Source organism: Flavobacterium anhuiense, assembly GCF_050990855.1.
GTDB lineage: Bacteria > Bacteroidota > Bacteroidia > Flavobacteriales > Flavobacteriaceae > Flavobacterium > Flavobacterium anhuiense_C.
Genome location: NZ_CP158861.1, coordinates 3,621,858 through 3,642,508, shown reverse-complemented (window position 1 = coordinate 3,642,508; position 20,651 = coordinate 3,621,858). Strand labels below are relative to the sequence as shown.

Here is a 20,651-nt window from a genome sequence, read left to right as displayed (position 1 = left end):
TTAAGTACTTTTGGATAAAATAGCAGTTGTCATTTTAAATTGGAACGGAGTAAAATTGCTGAAGCAATTTCTACCATCTGTTATTCAGTTTTCAGAAGGCGCAACAATTTATGTTGCTGACAATGATTCTACGGATAATTCTGTTGCATTCGTTACAGAAAATTTTCCAACCGTAAAAATTGTAAAAAATTCAGGCAATTATGGCTTTGCTAAAGGTTATAATGATGCCTTAAAACATATTGATGCAGAAATATATGCACTAGTAAATTCTGATATTGAAGTTACGCAAAACTGGCTTCAACCTATTCTTGATACTTTCGAAAAAGAAAAACAGACCGCTATTATTCAGCCAAAAATTCTTGATTTTAAAAACAAAGAGTACTTTGAATATGCTGGAGCTGCTGGTGGTTTCATTGATAAATATGGCTTTCCTTTTTGCAGAGGAAGAATATTCGAAACCATTGAGAAAGACAACGGACAATACGATGATAATATCGAATTATTCTGGGCTTCTGGCGCTTGTTTTTTTATTAGAAAGAACGTTTATCATGAATTAGGAGGATTTGACGAAAGCTTCTTTGCTCATCAGGAAGAAATAGATTTATGCTGGCGCGCTGCAAACGAAGGACACATTATAAAATACAACTCTCAGTCTATTGTTTACCACGTAGGGGGAGCAACATTGCAACAGGGAAATCCTAAAAAAACGTATCTGAATTTTAGAAATTCACTATTAATGCTGGTCAAAAATCTTCCAAAAAGAGGATTGTTCTTTGTAATATTCTTTAGAATGGTTTTAGACGGTATTGCTGGTATCCGCTTCCTTACACAAGGTAAGTTTGCACATACTTTTGCCATTTTAAAGGCACATTTTTCATTTTATTGCTTATCTTTAAAATATTTAAAAAAGCGAAAAGATTTTCAAATACAGCAATACTATTCGGTGAAAAGCATCGTTTTCCTTTATTATATTAGGAAATTGACCTTATTTAAAGAAATCTTTAACAGTATTCAAAATATTAAAAACTAAATTTGTAATCAAGTCTAATTAAAATTAAATTTATGAGAAAAATAGTTATCGCACTATCAGTATTAATGGCCCTGACATCATGTGTTTCTAAAAAGAAATATGCTGAGTTGGAAGCTAAAAACAAAGAGACTCAAGATTTGTTAAACTCATGTACTGTAAAATTAAATACGTGCTTAGAAGAAAAAGCTGGATTAGCTGCAACAGCTGAAAGCTACAAACAACATAATCAAGATTTAATCAACAGCTCTAAAGATTTAACTATCTTAACTACTAAAGGTGCTGAAAACCTTGAAAAATCTCTTGAAAGTTTAAAAGAAAAAGATTTGAAAATCTCTAGACTTCAAGACGCTTTAACTAAAAAAGACAGTGTTACTTTAGCATTAGTTACAAGCTTGAAAGGTGCAGTTGGAATCAACGATCCAGACATCGAAATCAATGTTGAAAAAGGAGTAGTATTTATCTCTATCGCTGACAAATTATTATTCAAAAGCGGTAGCTATGAAGTAAGCGACAAAGCAAAAACTGTTTTAGGAAAAGTTGCTAAAGTTGTTAACGACAAACCTGATTTCGAGTGTATGGTTGAAGGTCACACAGATAACGTTCCTTACAAAAGCAATGGAATTATCTTAGACAACTGGGATTTAAGTGTTAAACGTTCTACTTCTATCGTTCGTGTATTAACTAACGATCTTGGAGTGAACCCAGCTAAATTAATTGCTGCAGGTAGAAGCTCTTATGTTCCTTTAGTTTCTAATGATAACGCTGAAGATAGAGCTCGTAACAGAAGAACTCGTATCGTAGTTATGCCAAAAATCGATCAATTCTATGATATGATTGAAAAAGAAATGAAAAAACAAGCAAAATAATCTTGTTTTAACATATTATAAAAACAGAAAAAGCAGGTCAATCGACCTGCTTTTATGTATCCTTAATTTTTTTTAATAACCAATTAAATATAAATCAAGAATAGCATTATCTTTAAGTAACTAACTAAATTTTAACATAATAAAGTTACTCATAATTTCTGTATTTTTATACTTTTAGTGTATTTTTTTACAAAATATCAATATCCCCCTTACCTTCTCTAACGATAATTGGCTCATGTTCAGAAAGATCAATAATGGTAGATCCAACGTTGTCTCCATAACCGCCATCTATTACCAAGTCGACAAGATGCTGCCATTTTTCAAAAATCAATTCTGGATCGGTAGTATATTCTATCACATCATCTTCATCACGAATAGAAGTTGAAACAACAGGATTTCCTAATTGACGAACAATCTCTAAAATAATATTATTGTCCGGAACACGAATACCAACTGTTGTTTTCTTTTTAAATTCCTTCGGAAGATTGTTATTTCCTGGTAAAATAAAAGTATACGGACCAGGCAAAGCTCTTTTCAATATCTTAAAAGTAGACGTATTTATCTGTCTAACATAATCTGAAAGATTACTCAAATCATGGCAAATAAATGAAAAGTTTGCCTTTTCTAATTTAACTCCTTTTATTCTAGCAATTTTTTCTAATGCTCTTGAGTTGGTAATATCACAACCTAAACCATAAACAGTATCTGTTGGATAAATTACCAAACCACCATTTTGAAGCACTTTTACCACTTTGGCTATCGCAGCTTCACTGGGTTTATCTTGGTATATTTTTATAAACTCTGCCATTGTTTCTTTTTTTCAAGTTAAAATTTGTTTCAGGTTTCAAGTTCTGCGTTTCAAAAACTTGAAAAAAATCTTTTTACCCTACAACATCTAATTTAGCAAATCTTAACAACAATTTCTTAATTCCGCCCACTTCAAATTTAATTTCTGCTTTTCTATCTGCCCCAACACCTTCCAAATTTATAACTTCTCCTTTTCCAAAACGCTCGTGCATTACAATATTTCCAACCGTTAATTTACTATCAAACAAATTCGAATTTCCGCCGCTTGATGCATTTCCAGAAACAGGTTTTAGTTTTCTGATATTCAAATCTGGTTTCGGACTGTTATCTGTAATATGTTTGGGTGGTGTCCCTCCAATTGGCTTACTTAATCTTAATTTTGATTTGTCTACATCGCCAAAAATATCCCCATCAATTGGAGATTTGTAACGATAATTAGTTTCAGACGGCGTTAAATATTCTAAATATTGATCTTCAATTTCTTCTATAAAACGAGACGGTTCACTATCTGTCAATTTCCCCCAACGGTAACGCGATTGTGCATATGTCAAATACGCTTGATGCTCTGCACGTGTTAACGCTACATAAAACAAACGACGCTCTTCCTCCAGTTCACTTCTCGTACTCATACTCATGGCACTTGGAAACAAATCTTCTTCCATTCCGACTACAAATACATGCGGAAACTCAAGTCCTTTAGCTAAGTGAATTGTCATCAAAGCCACACGATCTTCATCGCTAGTATCTTTATCCAAATCTGTTGCTAAAGCTACATCTTCCATAAATTCAGAAAGTGCTCCTCTAGCTCCGTCAATTTCTCTTTGCCCTTCTGTAAAATCTTTAATACCGTTTAAAAGCTCTTCGATATTCTGAATTTTTGCCATTCCTTCGGGAGTAGCATCCTTCTTCAATTCTTGAACCAAACCTGTTTTTTTTGCAACGTGGTCTGTTATATAAAAAGCATCTTGATTCTGATCAATAACCTGAAAACTCTGAATCATAGTAACAAAATCCTTCAGTTTGTTCTTTGTGCCAGCATTCAGCTTCAAATCAATTTTATCGATATTTACCATTACTTCCCAAATCGAACGTTTGTAGTGGTTGGCGGCAATAGTTAATTTTTCGATCGTAGTATCTCCAATTCCACGCGCTGGATAATTAATAACACGAATTAAAGCTTCCTCGTCTTTTGGATTCAGAACCAAACGCAAATAACATAAAACGTCTTTAATCTCTTTACGCTGATAGAAAGACAATCCACCATAAATTCGATACGGAATATCACGTTTTCTTAAAGCATCCTCCATCGCACGCGATTGTGCATTGGTACGATACAAAATAGCGAAAGAACCATTGTGCAATTGATGTTGCATTTTCTGCTCAAAAATTGTACTTGCAACAAAACGGCCTTCTTCAGCATCGGTCAAACTTCTATGAACCTTAATTTTAGGTCCAAACTCGTTTGCTGTCCAAACTACTTTATCCAGTTTGGTTTTATTATGTTCCATCACGGTATTTGCCGCTTCTACAATATTTCTGGTCGAACGGTAATTTTGCTCTAAACGAAACATAATTACACCTTCATAATCCTTCTGGAAATTCAAAATGTTATTGATATTCGCACCACGGAAAGCATAAATACTCTGCGCATCATCTCCCACCACACAAATGTTCTGGAATCTATCTGATAAAGCCCTAACAATCAAATACTGAGAGTGATTCGTATCTTGGTACTCATCAACCAAGATGTAACGGAAACGATCTTGATACTTCGCTAAAACCTCTGGAAATCTAGTAAGCAATTCGTTGGTTTTTAATAGCAAATCATCAAAATCCATTGCTCCTGCCTTAAAACAGCGGTCTACATATTGCTGATAAATTTCTCCCAATCTTGGTCTTTTAGCCATTGCATCGGCTTCAACCAATTCTGGATTATTAAAATACGCTTTTACCGTAATCAAACTGTTTTTATAATTAGATATACGTCCCAAAACCTGTTTTGGTTTGTAAATATCACGATCTAGCTGCATTTCTTTGATAATCGAAGAAATCAATCTAGCCGAATCCTGAGAATCATAAATGGTAAAATTGGAAGGGTATCCCAAATGATCGGATTCTGCACGAAGAATACGCGCAAAAATCGAGTGAAAAGTTCCCATCCAAAGATTTTTTGCTTCAGACGCTCCCACAATATCCGAAATCCTGTGTTTCATCTCACGCGCTGCTTTATTCGTAAAAGTCAGCGACAAAATATTGAAGGCGTCAATACCTTGAGCCATCAAATACGCAATTCTAATTGTTAAAACACGGGTCTTTCCCGAACCTGCACCAGCAATAATAATCATCGGCCCGTCTTTCTTTAAAACAGGCGCTCTCTGTGCTTCGTTGAGCTGGTCAATATATTTCTGCATGTAATTTTCTCCTTTTATGCAAAATTAAGAATTTAAAAAGAAAGTTCCTAAGTTGCTAAGGTTCTAAGATGCTAAGTTTTTTTTGAAGCCAAACAAAAGACATTTTTTCTGGCATGGGTTCCCGCTTTCGGCTATATCTCTCCGCTACGCTACGAGGATACCGCCTCAATCGGGGCTAGAAACAAACAATTGGTTTTCTTTCCACAAAGAAATTCCGTACAGGCGCACTGCAGTGCGTCTAACGTATTGTAGGCATTCGTAGCGGAAACCATTTTTTTAAATATTTTTTACCATATAAGTGATATAAGTTCATTTGAGAACTCTTATATGAATTAAAAATTCTGAGATCTAAATACACTCTGCTTATGATTTCTTATATTACTTATATGGTTAAAAAAAAATATTTATAGAAAACGTCGTAAGCAAATCGAATCAACGTTCCAACCACAACAATTAAAAAGAAAATTCTAATAAATCCATTTCCTTTATTGATGGCGAGTTTTGCACCAAGCCAACCTCCTAGTCCATTGCTTATTGCCATCGGAATCGCGATTGCCCAAATAATTTTTCCTTTTATCATAAACAAACAAATCGAACCGAAATTGGTCGCCAGATTTACCATTTTGGCATTCGCAGAAGCGTGAAGAAAATCGAATCCTAAAAGTGCTATAAAAGCTACAACAAAGAAACTCCCGGTTCCAGGTCCAATAAATCCGTCATAAAATCCAACGATCATACTGATAACGACTGCGTAAAATATTTGTCTCGCTGCCGAATGGTCTTTTTCTTCATGTTGTCCGAAATTTTTCTTTGCATAAGTATATACAAACAGTAAGGACAAAACCACCAACAAAAGTGGTTTCATAAAATCATTACTGACCATTGTTAAAATCGTTGAACCTAAAAATGCCGACGGAACTGCCAGACACATCATGATAATTAAGAGTTTCCACTGAATCACTACTTTCTTTAAATATTGAAAAGCTGCAAAGGCGGTTCCGCTAAATGCAGGAATTTTCAAAGTTCCAATTACCGTAGAAACGGGAAGATTTGGCAATAAAATTAATCCCATTGGGGTTTGGATTAATCCGCCGCCACCCACTATCGCATCAATAAATCCTGCAGCAAATGCCGCCAAACAAAGAAAAAGTATTATGTATGAATCCATTTAAAAGTATATTTGAATCTCAATAAAAAACAAGTTGCAAAAGTACACCTTCCTTTTTGTTTATTACCATAAATTTAAAGTTGATTTCTCCTCAAAAAGTATATTTTTGCTAAAAAATTAACCCAATGGATTTTACAAGAATTATAGAATTAGCCAGTTATACTTTACCTGCAATTGTTACAGGATTTGTTGCTTACAGTTTTTTTGAACTGCACATTAAAAACAATGATAAAAAACGTGCTTTTTTATTAAACAAACAAGCGCACAAAGAATCACTTCCGGTACGTTTACAAGCTTACGAACGTATGACTTTGTTTTTAGAACGTATTAACTTGACTAAATTGCTAATTAGACTTTCTCCAATTTCTCAGAATAAACACGACTACGAAAATTACTTAATCGAGCAAATCGAACAAGAATTCGAACACAATTTAACTCAGCAGATTTATATGTCTGAAGAATGTTGGACGATCATTTCAACTGCAAAAAATGCAACAATCCAAATGATTCGTAAAGCAGCAATGAGCGATAAAGTAGAAAACGCTGATAAACTTCGCGAAGTAATTTTAAATGATTTATTAGAGAAACAATCTCCAAGCAACGCAGCTTTAAGTTTTATAAAATCGGAAGTAGCAGAACTTTGGTATTAAAAATATATTTTAGATTTTAGATTTTAGATTGAGATTAGAAGTAGTCTAAAATCTGCAATCTAAAATCTAAAATCTAAAATCTGCAATCTAAAATCTGCAATCTAAAATCTACATCTTCCTATTATCACTCATCACCTCAGACTTATTCTGAGCATATTCATAACCTTGCTCCCACCATTCTTTCATTACATCCTTATTAAAAATCAGCGCATTATCTGTTAATTTTATTGGAGTGTAATATAAATTAAGTTTCACATCTTTAGTATTTGCCATAAGTTTTCCTATAGCAATATCGTGTTTCTCAACTTGATCTAAAGCAATTCGGAACAAATCGATCATTAAAGAAAATGGATTTTTCCCAATCACTGTTTTTGTGGTATTCACTTCTGTTTCAAGAACAATAACATCTATTTCTGTTGCGCCACGATTAATCGCTTCACGAATTGGCACCAAACTCGAGAATCCTCCGTCACCGTATTCGAAGTTGTTCTTTTCAACCAAACTCATAAAAGGCACATAATTACTCGAGATCCAAGACCATTCGCAAAACTCCTCGTACGTGCAATCTTTAGCTGATTTGTATTCCGATTCGTTGGTAGTAAAATTTGTTACGGTTACGATAACATCGGTTTTTAATTTTTTGAGTTTATTAAAATCAGAAAGAGAGAAATTATTCTGAATGTATTTCTTCAAACCTTTGCTTTCTCCAAAAGTTCGTTTTCCCTTAAAAAACTGGCGTATTACATTAAAGTGATTAATGGTCACAATATCCACGCCATCTTTAGTTTTTACTACAAACGGACAAATATTAAAAATACTCGACATGGTGACATTGGTGTATACAGAATGTATTTTTTTGATATGGCCAAGAGCTAAATGCGGAATAAGCAAACTTCCTGTAGAAGTGCCTAAAAACAAATCGTATTCGTGTCTTTTTTCTTCTATTAAATACTGGGCAACACCACCGGCAAATGCGCCTTTACTGCCACCACCTGAAATAACCAATGCTCTCATAAATTGTAATGTAGGTTTTGTTTTTTGGGATTTTTTTTTGAGACTTGATAGAGGAAAGAAGCAAGAGGAAAGACTTTTTAACTTTCTCAACAATCTTTCTTCTTTCTTCTTTCTTCTTTCTTCTTTCTTCTTTCTTCTTGCTTCTTGCTTCTTCTACTCCAGTCTAATTTACTCTTTCAACAAACGATCCAATTGGAATTGCTCATCGGGGGTCAAATTAGGTAAAATTCTATTAAATGAAGCACGCATTTCAGGATTTTTTAACAGAAGCCTAATGGTATCTCTTCCAAACTTTGAAAATTGCCACATGTGGTGTGTAGTAGCCCCAACTAAATTGGTCAAAACCTGATCGTTAATAATCTTAAAAGCAATTAACTTTTCTAAAGCATTTTGTCGCGTTGTGGCTTCGTATTTTGTAGACGAAAAAGCAATTAGTTCATTTATTAAAGCATCTTGCTCATTTGTGTAATTTGGTGTCGATAAAGCCAAAGAAAGCCACAATGTTCTCAAGTTATAATCGTTGAAACCAATCCAGTTTTTTGATTTATCCAAATATGCTGTTCTGTGGTCAGGAAAATTTCTCCACAGCCAATAGAGCGCAATTTCTTGAGTCTGATAGGATTTATCATCCAGAAGCGTTTCGTAATTTGCTCTAAAGTCTTCTGGAATTTTGGTTAAAGTTTCAGCTAGATTTTGACGAACTTTTACATTATTCGTTTGCATTGCCAAAAACAAAAGCGGCTTTTTGTCTTCGTATTTTTCATTTTCCAATTGGTCAACAATAGCTTCTTTTACAGATTGATAAACATCAGATTCTAAAGTGCTTTTTAGAACATCAAATTTATCTTTCAGTGGTATTTTCTTCAATTTATCAATCTCCAATCGCTTTTGAATCGTTTTGTTTTTACTCAACAGTTCATTGGCAGTTGGCGTATCAAAAGCAGTTGATTCTAGCCAGGTTTTCTGAAATTTATCCAAATCAAAATCGGAAACTTTTTTAATCTCGTCAAAGAAATTTTGCGTGTTTACACTTTGATATGCATATTTGTTCAAATAGCTTTTAATTGCTTTCTTGAAGGCTTTATCTCCAATAGATTCATGCAAAACAAATAATGCCCAAGCTCCTTTTTCGTAAAATGTCAGCGAACTTGCCTTTGCATTTAGAACCGGAATCATGTCGGTGCGAGAAGCAAATTTAATCTGCTGTGCTGTATCGTATAATTTCGAATAGAAATAATCGTCACCATAAATATCTCTTTCTGCTAGCAAAGCAAAATAAGTTGCAAATCCTTCCTGAAGCCAATGATGTGTGCTGCTTTCTGCTGTGATTAAATCTCCAAACCAATGATGTGCCAATTCATGAGCATCTACATTAGTATAATTTCGATCACAAAAACCTATTGAATCAACCACATAACGCGTTGCAAAAAGTGTGGAAGTGGTGTTTTCCATTCCTGCATACAGAAAGTCTCTAACAGGAATCTGTCTATTGATTTTCCAAGGATATTTTACACCGATTTCTTTTTCAAGAAAATCGAAAATTCGTTTCGAATAGCGATAGGTTGGCTCAAAACGATCTGCATCTTTGGATTCGAAATAATATTCTAAGGGAATTCTGGTTTTAGATTTAAATTCTTTTTTATCATATTTCCCAATCGCAAGCATTAACAAATAGGAACTCATTGGTTTTTCCATCTGAAATTGCCAATGACTTAAATTTCCGTTGGCTGTTTTTTCTTTTAAAATTCCGTTTGAAACCACCTGATAATCTTTATCGTAAGAAACACCGAGATTAAAAATCAATTTCTCATTTACATCATCAAAACTTGGAAACCAATTGCTGGTGTATCTTCCCTGCCCTTGCGTCCAGATTTGCACTTCTTCATTTTCCATGTCAACAAAATACAAAGCTTGTTTTGGTTTTGCAGTATAACTGAAAGTCAAGTGATTTTGTCCTTTTTTAAAAGGGAAAATCAGTTTTAATTCTTTATTCGTATTGATAAACATGATTTCATTTTCATCTATTTTTACATTTGAAAATTCCATGTTTTTAGCGTCAAGCGAAATAGTATCAATATCCTGCAAAACCTGAAACTGAAAGTCGACAGTTCCAGAAATCGTTTTTTCATTCGGATTTAATGTCAATTGTCCAGAAACAGATTTAAAATCAACGTATTTGGTTTGCTGTGCAAATAGAAAACTGGTGAATAATAGAAAGATGTATTTCATTGAAAATTTTATTTTAAAGAATCAGTTTCCCAAGATCTTGGATTGTGCTTGATGTAATCGTAAATCCTTTCAAACCTTTTATAATTTCTAACAATATGATCGTGATAATTTGCCTGCCAAATTGATTCAGAGCCATTAATTTGTCTTGTGGTAACCGATTTAAAAATAGCGACAAATGATGAAATAGAATGATTTTTTCGAGAAAATTTCGATTCTGAATTGGTTTTCGTTGCGGATATGCTGGACGTAGAAACAGTATTTGTATTATCTCCCGTTGTCGATATGCTGGACGTAGACGCACAGCTGTGCGTCTCTACGATATGCGATTCGTGTAAATTGGAATCTGAATTTACGTCAGATTGGTTTTGTAGAGGCGCACAGCTGTGCGTCTCACGCCCGTATGTCGACAAAGAATTTCCCAAATCGTTATATCCTGTTTCGGATAGAAAATTGGAATCTGAAATTGTATTATTTTCCGTCGCGGATATGCTGAGCGTAGACGCACAGCTGTGCGTCTCTACAATTTCGATTAATAAATGAATATGATTTGGCATAATAATCCAATTGTGGAAAAACCAATTTTTACGAGTCTTTATCGATTTTAAAAGTTCATTTTCAACAATCTTTCCATTTTCATTTAAAATCATTTTTTCTTCTTCAATAACTCCAAAAATGCATTTTCTATCTTTTGTTACTATCGTAAGAAAATAAACTGCTTCACTCGAATAATCCCAATTTTGCAGTCTTTGCGAATTGGTTTTAAATTTATCTTTAAATAATGTAATCATTAGGCATGTAAAAATCCAAAGTTACAAAAGGTTTCGTTTACAAATAGAATGAAATTTGTAAGTTTACAGTATAAAACTGCCAAATTGTGTCTACACCTCAAAAAGCCTTATTTAACTGGAGCAGCGGAAAAGATTCTGCTCTTTCTTTATACAAAACCCTTCAAAAAAGAGATTTTCAAATTGAATGTTTACTGACAAGTGTTAACACGAAATATCAACGTATTTCAATGCACGGAATTCGTGTTGAACTATTAAAAGAACAAGCCGAAAGCATCGGAATTCCGTTAAAAATTCTTGAAGTTCCAGAAATGCCTACAATGGAAATTTACGAAAAAGTAATGACTGAAACTTTAACCGAACTCAAGCAAAGCGGAATAACACATTCTATTTTTGGAGATATTTTTCTAGAAGATTTACGCTCGTACCGAGAAAATCAATTAGCTACAATTGGACTTACAGGCGTTTTTCCAATTTGGAAAATTCCAACCCACGATTTAATTCAAGAATTTATTTCGTTAGGATTTAAAACCATAGTCGTTTGTGTAAACGAAAAATATTTAGACAAAAGCTTTGTTGGAAGAATTATCGATCAGGATTTTATAAACGATCTTCCTGAGAACGTTGATGTTTGTGGCGAAAATGGTGAATTTCATACTTTTACGTTCGACGGACCAATATTCTCGAAACCAATTGATTTTGAAATTGGTGAAATTGTTTATCGAAAATATGAAAAACCCAAACAAGAAGATTCATCCAACACAGCATGCGATACCAATGATGAAACCGCTTTTGATTTTGGATTTTGGTATTGTGATTTAATCAAAAAGTAAATGAAGTTTTTTTATAAAATTATCCTTCTAGTTTTCGTTTCCTTCTTTTTGCAAAGCTGTTTGGTTAATCGATGCAAAAGACCTCAAATTACAGGTTATATTTACGATGCCGAAACGAAACTGCCTATTGAAAATTGTAAAGTTGGTGAAACTTTAAGCCAGTCTAACGGTTATTTTTCTTTAGAAGAAAAGCGCTATCGTCAGTTTACTTTTTTTCGTTTTGAAGCACCCAATTTAGCTGTAAATGAAGCTATCGACAAAGAGGGTTATGAATCTCAAAATATTCAATTTATACAGCCTTTTGGCGGTGGAATGAAAAAAGGAGCTTTTCATAAAATAGATACATTATATCTAAAAAAAGCTCCAATTAATATTAAGTAGACTGGTCAATCCAAGTTTTAAGGAACCACTTGTTTTCTTTTAATTCAAAAACATAATCAATATAAATTCCACTATCAAGTCCTCGTTCTTGTAGCGTCACTTTGTTTTTCTTCGTAACTAATGTTCGTTTTAAATATTTCTCATCAGCTTTGTTGTTCAAATTTAGGATTTTATACATTTCTTTTGTCATTGTATAATCTGCTAATTCAAAATCATCATTGTTACCTTTGTATTTGACAGGAAAAATAACTCTAGTAACTTGAAATTTCTTATCAGAATTAAATTTCTTGAAAAAGTCATTAAAATCTTCTGGAGCCGATTTTGCATTCTGAGCGTAAACCGAAGCACTCAAACTCATTGCAAAAACAAAAACTATAAAAAAGCATTTTTTCATTATTCTTCATACATTTTTAGCAAGTTCGTAACCGTATTCCAGTTTCGAATTGTTGCTGTTACATTTAGTTTTTTCTCAATATATTTTTGATCAAAACGTGTTTTTCCAGCGCCAACAGCATATTTAATAAAAATTCTATTTTCGTCGATACTCGCTTCGTCTGGCTTAAACTGACTAATTTTCAAATCGTTAATACTTTCCTTTTTTAAAGCCATTGATACAAAAGCTACATAAAGCTTTTTAGTATCAGCATCTTTCTCTTTTAAAAATGCATTGTTTGCAAAACAAGATTGCAGATTTTCTTTTGTGATCATAACAACAGGAACTTCGTGACCAAAAACTTTAAAAATTTCCTGTTTGATCATAAAACCAACTTTCGAGGCCTCTTCTTCGCTATCAACAAAAACATTTCCAGATTGTAGATACGTTCGAACATTCTGAAATCCAAGGTTCTCCAGCATTGCTTTCAAAGCTTCCATTTTCATCATATTATGCCCAGAAACATTGATTCCGCGTAAAAGCGCTAAATGTGTTTTCATTTTATTCTAATTTAAATCAAAGATAAAAAAACTATTCATCATCTTCTTCTTCGCTAATTTCAATATCAAATTTCACTAAGAAATCATTGAAACTTTGTTTGTATTTACTTTGTGCTTGCGCTACAATTTCATCTGCTTCTTCATTAGATTCTATTGCATCAAGATTGAATTCTTCTTTGACCCAATCGCGAAACTCTTCCTTGTTCTCACTTTCTTCATAATATTCCTCATCTTGATAAAAATAGGCTTTATCAAAATCAACTGAAATTTCAGTGTCTAAAGTCAGAAGCTGAATCAGTTTTTGCGTGTTTTCTGCCACTACATGCACTCCGCCTTCATCGCCAAAAACAACAATTGGACAATTATTTAAATCCTTATCAATAATCCAATACGCGTAGGAACTTCCTGAACCGTTTGCGCCTGCAAATTCGATAAAACTATTGTAGAATTCCTCTTGTTCTGACCAAGTTTTTATTCCAGTTTTATCATCAGTAATTGTAAGCCCGAAGCATTCTGAATAGGTTTCTACACCATATTCACGTTCAAATTCATAGAGTTTTACTAAATCTTCTGGTAATTTATAATTGCCAAATTGAGAAGCAAATTCTTCTAAAGAAAAACGGCTATCATAATCTGCATATTCTGTTTCTCCATCTTCTTCATCTTCTTCAATAACTTCTGCTGTCAACATTTCAAAAGTTTCTATTGCCGCATTTTTCACACAGAAAAGCTCGATTCCTGGTGCATTTTCGTCATTTATCCATTGGTACTTTGGATCTCCATTTTCATCAAGATATTCTAAAATAAGCATGATTTCTTGATCATCATGGCACCATAAAGCTCTCATTCTGATATTAAATCCATTCGAAATTTCTTCAGAAATCTGGCTGTATTTCTTTCCTTCATAATCAAAAGGAATAAACAAATAAGTCGTTCCAGCAATAGATCTCACGATTTTTCCGTTCTCTTTCAATTCTTCTTTTTCAGACAAAATTTCAACCATATCAATAAACTGATTACGGAAATCAGCATACGAATATTTCTCTTTTTTATCGTAATCTAAAATTGAAAGTCCGTCTTTAAAAACGTTCAAATAGTTATGCCCTAATATTTCGTTGCCATAATCTGAATATTCAAGAAAAGCATCATCTACGATATCGGAAAGTTTATGCGTTGAAGGCAGATAATTTTCTACCGTTATAACAGATCCATCGGTATCTTGAACATTGCTGCAAATTAAAATATCTGGTCTTCCAGCGCTTATAATTGCCTGAACGTCTGTAAAACGCTCAAAATGAAGCAGCATATCATCAGCATAAATTAACCACGCTGTAAGATCACCTTTTACAAAAAGTTCTCCATGGTTGTATTCACCAACAAGCGTGTCGCATTGCAGGCCTCCACCTAAATAGTGAACGCTACCAAACAAATTAATATTGACTGTTGTGGTTTTTCCTAAAACAATTAAAGCAGGAGAATTATCAGTGTCGTACGAACTGATAAGCTTTGCAACGGTTAAATTTCCTTTGAAAATAAACCCTAAAATAAAAACGTCCGAATGTTCTTCTGTACTAAAATCCATTTCAAACGAATCCATTTCCACATCGTCTTCTGCTAAAAGAAATATCGGATTTTCCTCGTAATCAGGAAAACGCCAAGTATCTTCAAAAACATTATAGATTTTATTGTTGCTGAAATCCGCAAGATCACTAATAATTGTGTGAGCTTCGTGTCGGTTAATTACTTTAAACGTAACGCCAGAAAATACCATTGTTGCAAAAGGAACTTTTTCTTCTTTCATTATATTGGGCTTATAATTTGAATGCTAAAACAAATCTAGCAATTATCTTTTTTATTAAAACAATACTGACTTTAATAAATAAAAAAAACTCTGTTAAGAACTAACAGAGTTTTACAGCTTTCGGCTTATTATAATTTTAATTTGCTTTCTTAAATACGAAAGCTGCATCACATGCACGAGCATCATCTATTAATTTTGAAGACTTATCCAGAGTAAAACTTTCTATCAAGCCACCTCCACAGTTTGAAATAAATGAATTTTCCTTTTTCTCTTTATAAGTTAATACAAAGCGAGTAAGGTTATCTTGGATTATAATCTCAAAAGTTCCAGTCAACGTTACATTAATACTTTCATATATTCTGGTTTTTGAAAATGTATTATCCTTATTAAAAACATAAGAATACTGATTGGAGGAAGGATGGTCGCTTTTAGGTTCATTATATTGTACCCATTTTCCATAATAATCAGTAACGACAGCGTCTGCCTTATTATCCGAATCGTCGTTAGAACAAGAATTTAAAGAAATAAATAATACGATTAAAAGTCCAATTTTTTTCATTTTTAATAGTTTTTACGGTTTAACTATTTATAAGACTTTCCTTATTTAAAATCGTTGCGTTAGTTTATTGCAACTTAACGATAACTTAATATTCAAAGACTTGAAAACAACAATTCATTTTCAAAATTCCCAATTAAAATCTATCTTCGCTTTTCTAAAGAAACAAGAAGAAAGAAGCAAGACAAAAGCTTTATCTTTTTTCTTTCTCCTTGCTTCTAAAAAAAATCTAAATCTTCGAATGTCAAACAATCTTCTAGAAACTCCAATTGAATACTTAAAAGGTGTTGGTCCCAGTCGTGGCCAGCTGCTTCGCAAGGAATTGGGCATTCATAAATATGGAAATTTAGTCAATCTTTTTCCGAATCGATATATTGACAGGACACGTTATTACAAGATTAACGAATTGCAGAATACGGGCTCAGAAGTTCAGATTATTGGAAAAATAATCCACATAAAAACTGTTGAATTTGCTAAGAATAAAAAGCGTCTTGTAGCAACTTTTGTTGACGATACGGGGCAAATCGATTTAAATTGGTTCCAAGGCCATAAATGGATTCGCGAGAGTTTAAAGCTGAATGAAACTCTAGTGATTTTTGGAAAATGTTCTCTTTATGGAAGCCAGTTTAGCATGGCACATCCTGAAATTGAATTGTTAAGCGAGCACGAAAGAAGTTTACGCTCGGCAATGCAACCTGTTTATCCTTCTACCGAAGCTTTATCGAATAAAGGAATTTCGAATCGAACGATAAATAAAATGATGGAACAGCTTTTTCTAGAAACACAAGCGTTGTTTACCGAAACTTTTCCACATTTTTTAATCGAAGAATTAAAGTTGATTCCAAAAAGAACAGCTTTATTCAATATTCATTTTCCGAAGAGCGCTGAAATTTTAGCGAAAGCACAATTCAGACTGAAATTTGAAGAATTATTCTTTATTCAGCTGCAATTAATTACAAAAAATCTCATTCGAAAACATAAAATAAAAGGACATCCATTTGACAAAGTGGGTGAACTTTTTAATGAATTTTATAAAAATCACTTGCCTTTTGATTTGACAAATGCTCAAAAACGAGTAATTAAAGAAATCAGAACCGATATGGGAAGCAACGCCCAAATGAACCGTTTGCTTCAAGGCGATGTGGGTTCTGGAAAAACGATTGTCGCTTTTATGAGCATGCTTTTGGCAATTGACAACGGCTTTCAGGCTTGTTTGATGGCGCCAACAGAAATCTTAGCGAATCAGCATTTTCTTGGTTTGTCTGAATTTGCTAAAACGCTAAATATCAATATTCGAATTTTAACAGGCTCTACCAAAACTGCTGAAAGAAAAATTATTCATGAAGAACTGGAAAGCGGCGAACTTAAAATTTTGATTGGAACGCACGCTTTATTAGAAGATAAAGTTCAATTTCAGAATCTAGGTTTGGCTGTAATTGACGAACAACATCGATTTGGCGTAGAGCAAAGGTCTAAATTATGGAAGAAAAATGATATTCCGCCACACGTTTTGGTTATGACTGCCACTCCTATTCCAAGAACTTTAGCTATGAGTTTGTATGGCGATTTGGATATTTCTTTGATCGACGAATTGCCTCCAGGAAGAAAACCAATTCAGACGGTTCATCGTTACGATTCAAACCGATTGAAAGTTTGGAAGTTTCTTCGTGACGAAATTGCAAAAGGAAGACAGATTTATATTGTATATCCACTAATTCAGGAATCTGAAAAAATGGATTATAAAGATTTAATGGACGGTTACGAAAGTATTTCTCGTGATTTTCCGTTGCCGCAATATTCTATTTCTATTCTTCATGGAAAAATGAAACCAGCAGATAAAGATGCTGAAATGAAGCGTTTCTCTGAAGGAAAAACCGATATTATGGTGGCTACAACGGTAATTGAGGTTGGTGTAAACGTTCCAAACGCCAGTGTAATGATTATTGAAAGTGCTGAAAGATTCGGACTTTCGCAATTGCATCAGCTTCGCGGTCGTGTGGGTCGTGGCGCCGAACAGAGTTACTGTATCTTGATGACAGGGCATAAATTAAGTTCTGACAGCAAAACCAGAATGGAAACTATGGTGCAAACCAATGATGGTTTTGAAATTGCTGAAGTCGACTTGAAGCTTCGAGGTCCTGGCGATTTAATGGGGACACAACAAAGCGGTGTTTTAAACTTGCAGATTGCTGATATTGTAAAAGATAGAGATATTCTTTCTTTGGCTAGAAATTACGCCATGAAAATTTTAAAGGAAGATTCTGCTCTTCAAAAACCTGAAAATACTATTCTTAGAGCGATTTTTATCGAAATGACGAAGAAGAAGAATATTTGGAATTATATTAGTTAGAGGTTCAAAGGGACAGAGGCTCAAAGGATCAAAGGTTTCCCAGCTAAACCTGAAACCTGAAACTTGAAACCTGAAACTTGAAACAAAAAAAATATACTCCATTGCATTTCTGTTGTATTCTTTAGATTTAGTTTTGATGGGGGTCAAATTTAAAGTTGAATATTATATCAGACACAATGAAGTATATTAGTACTTTAATTATTTTTTATTCTCATTTTTCTTTTCAAAAAAGCCACTAAATAAGCCTTTACTTATCTTATTTTTATCGTCCTTTCCAGTTGCAATCAAATGATCGATGTATTCCATATAGGTTTTCTTTCTTTCTTCTAGAAAACCTACTAAATACTCTTCAGAAGCGTGCATGCCACTCGTTTCTTCAATCTGTAACAGTTTTTTGTACAAAGGCTCAATAAACTTTACAATAATATCATTTGGAACCGATTTTCTAGTTCCAAAGTAACCTACAATCTCGCCATCTATATCTGCTACGATTTTGAAATCGGTTACAACCCAATAATAACGTCCCGTCTTGGCCATGTTTTTTATAATAACATGAATATTTTCACTAGATTTAATACTGTCCCACAAGAATTTAAAAATCACTTTGGGCATATCGGGATGACGAACTATATTGTGAGGCTGACCTACAAGTTCAAACTCATCATAACCAGAAACATCTATAAAATCTTCGTTGGCATATAAAATAGTTCCTTTTTTATCAGTTTTACTTAGCAGCACTTTACTCTTATTCCAGTCTACTTCTCTATCAGAAGGTGTTGGACGGTGTAATCTGGTATCCATAAATTTTACATTTAAATTAATTTGCCATTCAATAAGTGTATAAAATGAATCCTTACATCATTTTCAATTCGACTCAATCTCCAAAACAAGCAAAATTGTTCTGATTTTTTGAAATACCACTTCCAGTTCATTTTCTAACCATTCCGGAATCTGGTTATCAATGGCAAGATTCAGATGTCGAATATCACTCACAATCTGAATTAGCTTTTTGTACTGAAAATCAAGATCATAAACATGTGAATTATTTCGATAACCTTTAAAAATTTCTCTCACTTCTGTTTCAAATTCAGATTGAGCGCCAATTTTCCCTATTGAATCTAATGTGATACTTTCATTCAAGAAAGCATCAATTGTTTTTTTTTAGACTATGCAGTGTAGGCACCGCAGTTGGTAAATCGTACTTAAGCATACCGCAATTTTAAAATTAGTATCGTTTTTTTTTAGGGAATCTGATTCCAATTTTGATCAAAAGTTAGAAATCTAACTTCTGCTTGCTGTAGATTTTACGTGAATATCATTAACCAAATCATCAATTTTCTTAGCACTTTCTCTCATCATTTCAAGATAAGTAAGCAGTTTGTCATTGTCTGTATGGCCTTTTGAAACATCAATCAATTTTAAAACCGAGTTTACTGGCAATTTCAAATCTAAAGTTGTTCTATGAATAAAATCATTGTAGTCTTTTGTAGCTGACATTGAGCTGTATTTCGCCGAAGCCAATTTCATGTTTTCCAACTCATATTCGTCTGAAATTTTAGAAATATGATTTTCGCTATGTTCTTTAAAATAGTATGCCCAATAGCCATTCATTAAAAATACTACAGCAGCCAAAACGGTATGGATAATCAAGGTTTCTAGATCAAAATTTACTTGGGAAAAATAAACTTGAAGTCCGTTAGCATCGTTATAGATAAAATTTTGCAGATAAGCCAAGCCAGCGTGATGCAGAATTACTAATAAAGTAAGCGGAATTTGCAATTTCCAGTTTTGATAAATAATCAGAATTGTACTGGCAATAAATACTGTAAAATGCATTTCAAACATTCCATGCATTTGATAAATATACTGCGCCATAAAAATGGCCAGAACGACAGATAAAACATATTGGTAAAATTTCGAATTTTTCATGAATAATTTAGCCGAATAATAAGCCAAAAGATTCAGCGTTCCGACACCGACACCAATTTCGAAAGTATCGTATTTAAAAGAAAGTCCGATACCCAAAAGAAAATATACTGCAAGTACATAGTTAATAATTGTATCCGATTTTTGTGTCATGGTAGACATAAAACTGTGCAGATAATCTTGTTCGTTTAAGCTAGCTTTTGTTTTCATGGGGAATTTAGATTTAGGTTTTGGGAAAAAATTTATTTAGTACATTTTGGTAACGAACATCCGTAAGCCTTAAGAGCTAAAGCATTAAAAGTAGGATTGTTTTTTCGGCTCAAAAGAGAATCAATCGCCATTTGGGCATAATTGCTTTGGGCATCTGTACAATATCGGGTTTTATTGTAATTGCCTCTGTAATACAAATCATGCGATTGATCTAGCAAAACTGCCTGCGGTGTCGAGAAAACACCACATTTCTTAGCAATTGCTTCATCAAAATAAACAGGAATCTTGGCATCAAACTTTTGCTGAATTTCATCAATCGTAAAGTTCTTCTGTTTGTTTAAGACTACAATTTTAAAATTGATACGATCTCCGTACTTTTTAATCAAACTGCTTACATGCGGCACATTGAAGCGCGAACATGGGCATTCGGGATTAAAGAAATGAATGAAAATAGGTTTGTTATCAAATGCGCAACACGGACCCAGTTCGATTTTTGATCCCATTGCAATAGCATGATAATTCTTTGGTATTGGCGTTGGTAGACTGTATTGAAACTCATTCTGCCAAAATAAATAGCCAATCGCAGCAAGTAAAAATGTGAACCATAAACTTAGAAGTAATTTTTTCTTCATAAATCATTTTTTTATTATTCAAACAACAAAAGAATAAACACTTGTTAATACTATTTTTCTCCCCTTCTA

At 33.4% G+C, this 20,651-nt stretch carries 20 protein-coding genes; 6 read left to right on the top strand and 14 right to left on the bottom strand.

Features of this window, described 5'->3' with window-relative positions:
* Positions 1-10 precede the first annotated feature (10 nt).
* Complete coding sequence (locus tag ABTV69_RS16185) at positions 11-1,030, top strand: glycosyltransferase (RefSeq protein ID WP_433830563.1); 1,020 nt, start codon at positions 11-13, stop codon at positions 1,028-1,030.
* A gap of 32 nt (positions 1,031-1,062) precedes the next feature.
* Positions 1,063-1,896 carry an OmpA/MotB family protein gene (locus ABTV69_RS16180; RefSeq protein WP_433830561.1) on the top strand — a complete coding sequence of 278 codons (834 nt, stop codon included), beginning with the start codon at positions 1,063-1,065 and terminating at the stop codon, positions 1,894-1,896.
* A gap of 187 nt (positions 1,897-2,083) precedes the next feature.
* Here ABTV69_RS16180 and ABTV69_RS16175 read toward each other — a convergent pair whose 3' ends face one another.
* From ABTV69_RS16175 to ABTV69_RS16165, 3 genes are all read right to left on the bottom strand, one after another.
* Positions 2,084-2,704: an L-threonylcarbamoyladenylate synthase gene (locus ABTV69_RS16175; RefSeq protein ID WP_433830559.1), complete on the bottom strand. Its 621-nt coding sequence runs from the start codon at positions 2,702-2,704 to the stop codon at positions 2,084-2,086.
* Between the two features lie 73 nt (positions 2,705-2,777).
* Positions 2,778-5,114 (bottom strand): ATP-dependent helicase, encoded by a 2,337-nt coding sequence (locus tag ABTV69_RS16170; protein ID WP_433830557.1) that lies wholly within the window; start codon positions 5,112-5,114, stop codon positions 2,778-2,780.
* A 382-nt stretch (positions 5,115-5,496) separates the two neighbouring features.
* Positions 5,497-6,282 carry a sulfite exporter TauE/SafE family protein gene (locus tag ABTV69_RS16165; RefSeq protein ID WP_433830555.1) on the bottom strand — a complete coding sequence of 262 codons (786 nt, stop codon included), beginning with the start codon at positions 6,280-6,282 and terminating at the stop codon, positions 5,497-5,499.
* Positions 6,283-6,407: 125 nt separating this feature from the next.
* On the opposite strand from ABTV69_RS16165, the gene ABTV69_RS16160 reads away from it, so the two are divergent.
* Positions 6,408-6,932, top strand: coding sequence for a hypothetical protein (locus ABTV69_RS16160; RefSeq protein WP_433830553.1), 525 nt, complete (start codon positions 6,408-6,410; stop codon positions 6,930-6,932).
* Positions 6,933-7,040: 108 nt separating this feature from the next.
* Here ABTV69_RS16160 and ABTV69_RS16155 read toward each other — a convergent pair whose 3' ends face one another.
* The 3 genes from ABTV69_RS16155 to ABTV69_RS16145 all read right to left on the bottom strand — a co-directional run bounded on the left by ABTV69_RS16155 (position 7,041) and on the right by ABTV69_RS16145 (position 10,963).
* Positions 7,041-7,946: a patatin-like phospholipase family protein gene (locus tag ABTV69_RS16155; protein ID WP_433830551.1), complete on the bottom strand. Its 906-nt coding sequence runs from the start codon at positions 7,944-7,946 to the stop codon at positions 7,041-7,043.
* Positions 7,947-8,114: 168 nt separating this feature from the next.
* Entirely contained in the window at positions 8,115-10,175 is a 2,061-nt protein-coding gene (locus tag ABTV69_RS16150) for a M1 family metallopeptidase (RefSeq protein ID WP_433830549.1), read from the bottom strand.
* An 8-nt stretch (positions 10,176-10,183) separates the two neighbouring features.
* Positions 10,184-10,963: a transposase gene (locus ABTV69_RS16145; RefSeq protein ID WP_433830547.1), complete on the bottom strand. Its 780-nt coding sequence runs from the start codon at positions 10,961-10,963 to the stop codon at positions 10,184-10,186.
* An 86-nt stretch (positions 10,964-11,049) separates the two neighbouring features.
* On the opposite strand from ABTV69_RS16145, the gene ABTV69_RS16140 reads away from it, so the two are divergent.
* Positions 11,050-11,793 carry a diphthine--ammonia ligase gene (locus ABTV69_RS16140; RefSeq protein WP_433830545.1) on the top strand — a complete coding sequence of 248 codons (744 nt, stop codon included), beginning with the start codon at positions 11,050-11,052 and terminating at the stop codon, positions 11,791-11,793.
* Positions 11,794-12,174 carry a hypothetical protein gene (locus tag ABTV69_RS16135; RefSeq protein WP_433830543.1) on the top strand — a complete coding sequence of 127 codons (381 nt, stop codon included), beginning with the start codon at positions 11,794-11,796 and terminating at the stop codon, positions 12,172-12,174. It abuts the gene before it with no gap.
* Here ABTV69_RS16135 and ABTV69_RS16130 read toward each other — a convergent pair.
* The 4 genes from ABTV69_RS16130 to ABTV69_RS16115 form a co-directional block, all read right to left on the bottom strand.
* Positions 12,167-12,568: a DUF4348 domain-containing protein gene (locus ABTV69_RS16130; RefSeq protein WP_433830541.1), complete on the bottom strand. Its 402-nt coding sequence runs from the start codon at positions 12,566-12,568 to the stop codon at positions 12,167-12,169. The genes ABTV69_RS16135 and ABTV69_RS16130 overlap by 8 nt on opposite strands.
* Positions 12,568-13,107 (bottom strand): DUF1697 domain-containing protein, encoded by a 540-nt coding sequence (locus ABTV69_RS16125; protein ID WP_433830539.1) that lies wholly within the window; start codon positions 13,105-13,107, stop codon positions 12,568-12,570. The genes ABTV69_RS16130 and ABTV69_RS16125 overlap by 1 nt, the downstream gene beginning before the upstream one ends.
* Positions 13,108-13,138: 31 nt before the next feature.
* Positions 13,139-14,908, bottom strand: coding sequence for a hypothetical protein (locus ABTV69_RS16120; RefSeq protein WP_433830537.1), 1,770 nt, complete (start codon positions 14,906-14,908; stop codon positions 13,139-13,141).
* A 136-nt stretch (positions 14,909-15,044) separates the two neighbouring features.
* Entirely contained in the window at positions 15,045-15,467 is a 423-nt protein-coding gene (locus tag ABTV69_RS16115) for a hypothetical protein (RefSeq protein ID WP_433830535.1), read from the bottom strand.
* 67 nt (positions 15,468-15,534) lie between these two features.
* Here ABTV69_RS16115 and recG point away from each other — a divergent pair, with 67 nt between their 5' ends.
* Complete coding sequence (gene recG / locus ABTV69_RS16110; RefSeq protein WP_433830533.1) at positions 15,535-17,814, top strand: ATP-dependent DNA helicase RecG; 2,280 nt, start codon at positions 15,535-15,537, stop codon at positions 17,812-17,814.
* Positions 17,815-18,012: 198 nt separating this feature from the next.
* Here the strand turns inward: recG and ABTV69_RS16105 are convergent, their stop codons facing one another.
* The 4 genes from ABTV69_RS16105 to ABTV69_RS16090 form a co-directional block, all read right to left on the bottom strand.
* Positions 18,013-18,615 (bottom strand): PAS domain-containing protein, encoded by a 603-nt coding sequence (locus ABTV69_RS16105; RefSeq protein ID WP_433830531.1) that lies wholly within the window; start codon positions 18,613-18,615, stop codon positions 18,013-18,015.
* Between the two features lie 63 nt (positions 18,616-18,678).
* Positions 18,679-18,954: a hypothetical protein gene (locus ABTV69_RS16100; RefSeq protein ID WP_433830529.1), complete on the bottom strand. Its 276-nt coding sequence runs from the start codon at positions 18,952-18,954 to the stop codon at positions 18,679-18,681.
* A 141-nt stretch (positions 18,955-19,095) separates the two neighbouring features.
* On the bottom strand, positions 19,096-19,950 hold the full coding sequence (locus tag ABTV69_RS16095; RefSeq protein ID WP_433830527.1) for a hypothetical protein: 855 nt from the start codon (positions 19,948-19,950) through the stop codon (positions 19,096-19,098).
* A gap of 32 nt (positions 19,951-19,982) precedes the next feature.
* Entirely contained in the window at positions 19,983-20,582 is a 600-nt protein-coding gene (locus ABTV69_RS16090) for a TlpA family protein disulfide reductase (RefSeq protein ID WP_433830525.1), read from the bottom strand.
* Positions 20,583-20,651 lie beyond the last annotated feature (69 nt).

Excerpts from the sequence above, each read along its gene's own strand:
- ABTV69_RS16145 (WP_433830547.1), bottom strand. The coding sequence starts at position 10,963 with ATGATTACATTATTTAAAGATAAATTTAAAACCAATTCGCAAAGACTG.
- ABTV69_RS16090 (WP_433830525.1), bottom strand. The coding sequence starts at position 20,582 with ATGAAGAAAAAATTACTTCTAAGTTTATGGTTCACATTTTTACTTGCT.
- ABTV69_RS16165 (WP_433830555.1), bottom strand. The coding sequence starts at position 6,282 with ATGGATTCATACATAATACTTTTTCTTTGTTTGGCGGCATTTGCTGCA.
- ABTV69_RS16135 (WP_433830543.1), top strand. The coding sequence starts at position 11,794 with ATGAAGTTTTTTTATAAAATTATCCTTCTAGTTTTCGTTTCCTTCTTT.
- ABTV69_RS16115 (WP_433830535.1), bottom strand. The coding sequence starts at position 15,467 with ATGAAAAAAATTGGACTTTTAATCGTATTATTTATTTCTTTAAATTCT.
- ABTV69_RS16155 (WP_433830551.1), bottom strand. The coding sequence starts at position 7,946 with ATGAGAGCATTGGTTATTTCAGGTGGTGGCAGTAAAGGCGCATTTGCC.
- ABTV69_RS16175 (WP_433830559.1), bottom strand. The coding sequence starts at position 2,704 with ATGGCAGAGTTTATAAAAATATACCAAGATAAACCCAGTGAAGCTGCG.
- ABTV69_RS16095 (WP_433830527.1), bottom strand. The coding sequence starts at position 19,950 with ATGAAAACAAAAGCTAGCTTAAACGAACAAGATTATCTGCACAGTTTT.
- ABTV69_RS16160 (WP_433830553.1), top strand. The coding sequence starts at position 6,408 with ATGGATTTTACAAGAATTATAGAATTAGCCAGTTATACTTTACCTGCA.
- ABTV69_RS16150 (WP_433830549.1), bottom strand. The coding sequence starts at position 10,175 with ATGAAATACATCTTTCTATTATTCACCAGTTTTCTATTTGCACAGCAA.
- ABTV69_RS16125 (WP_433830539.1), bottom strand. The coding sequence starts at position 13,107 with ATGAAAACACATTTAGCGCTTTTACGCGGAATCAATGTTTCTGGGCAT.
- ABTV69_RS16130 (WP_433830541.1), bottom strand. The coding sequence starts at position 12,568 with ATGAAAAAATGCTTTTTTATAGTTTTTGTTTTTGCAATGAGTTTGAGT.
- ABTV69_RS16105 (WP_433830531.1), bottom strand. The coding sequence starts at position 18,615 with ATGGATACCAGATTACACCGTCCAACACCTTCTGATAGAGAAGTAGAC.
- ABTV69_RS16180 (WP_433830561.1), top strand. The coding sequence starts at position 1,063 with ATGAGAAAAATAGTTATCGCACTATCAGTATTAATGGCCCTGACATCA.
- ABTV69_RS16120 (WP_433830537.1), bottom strand. The coding sequence starts at position 14,908 with ATGAAAGAAGAAAAAGTTCCTTTTGCAACAATGGTATTTTCTGGCGTT.
- ABTV69_RS16170 (WP_433830557.1), bottom strand. The coding sequence starts at position 5,114 with ATGCAGAAATATATTGACCAGCTCAACGAAGCACAGAGAGCGCCTGTT.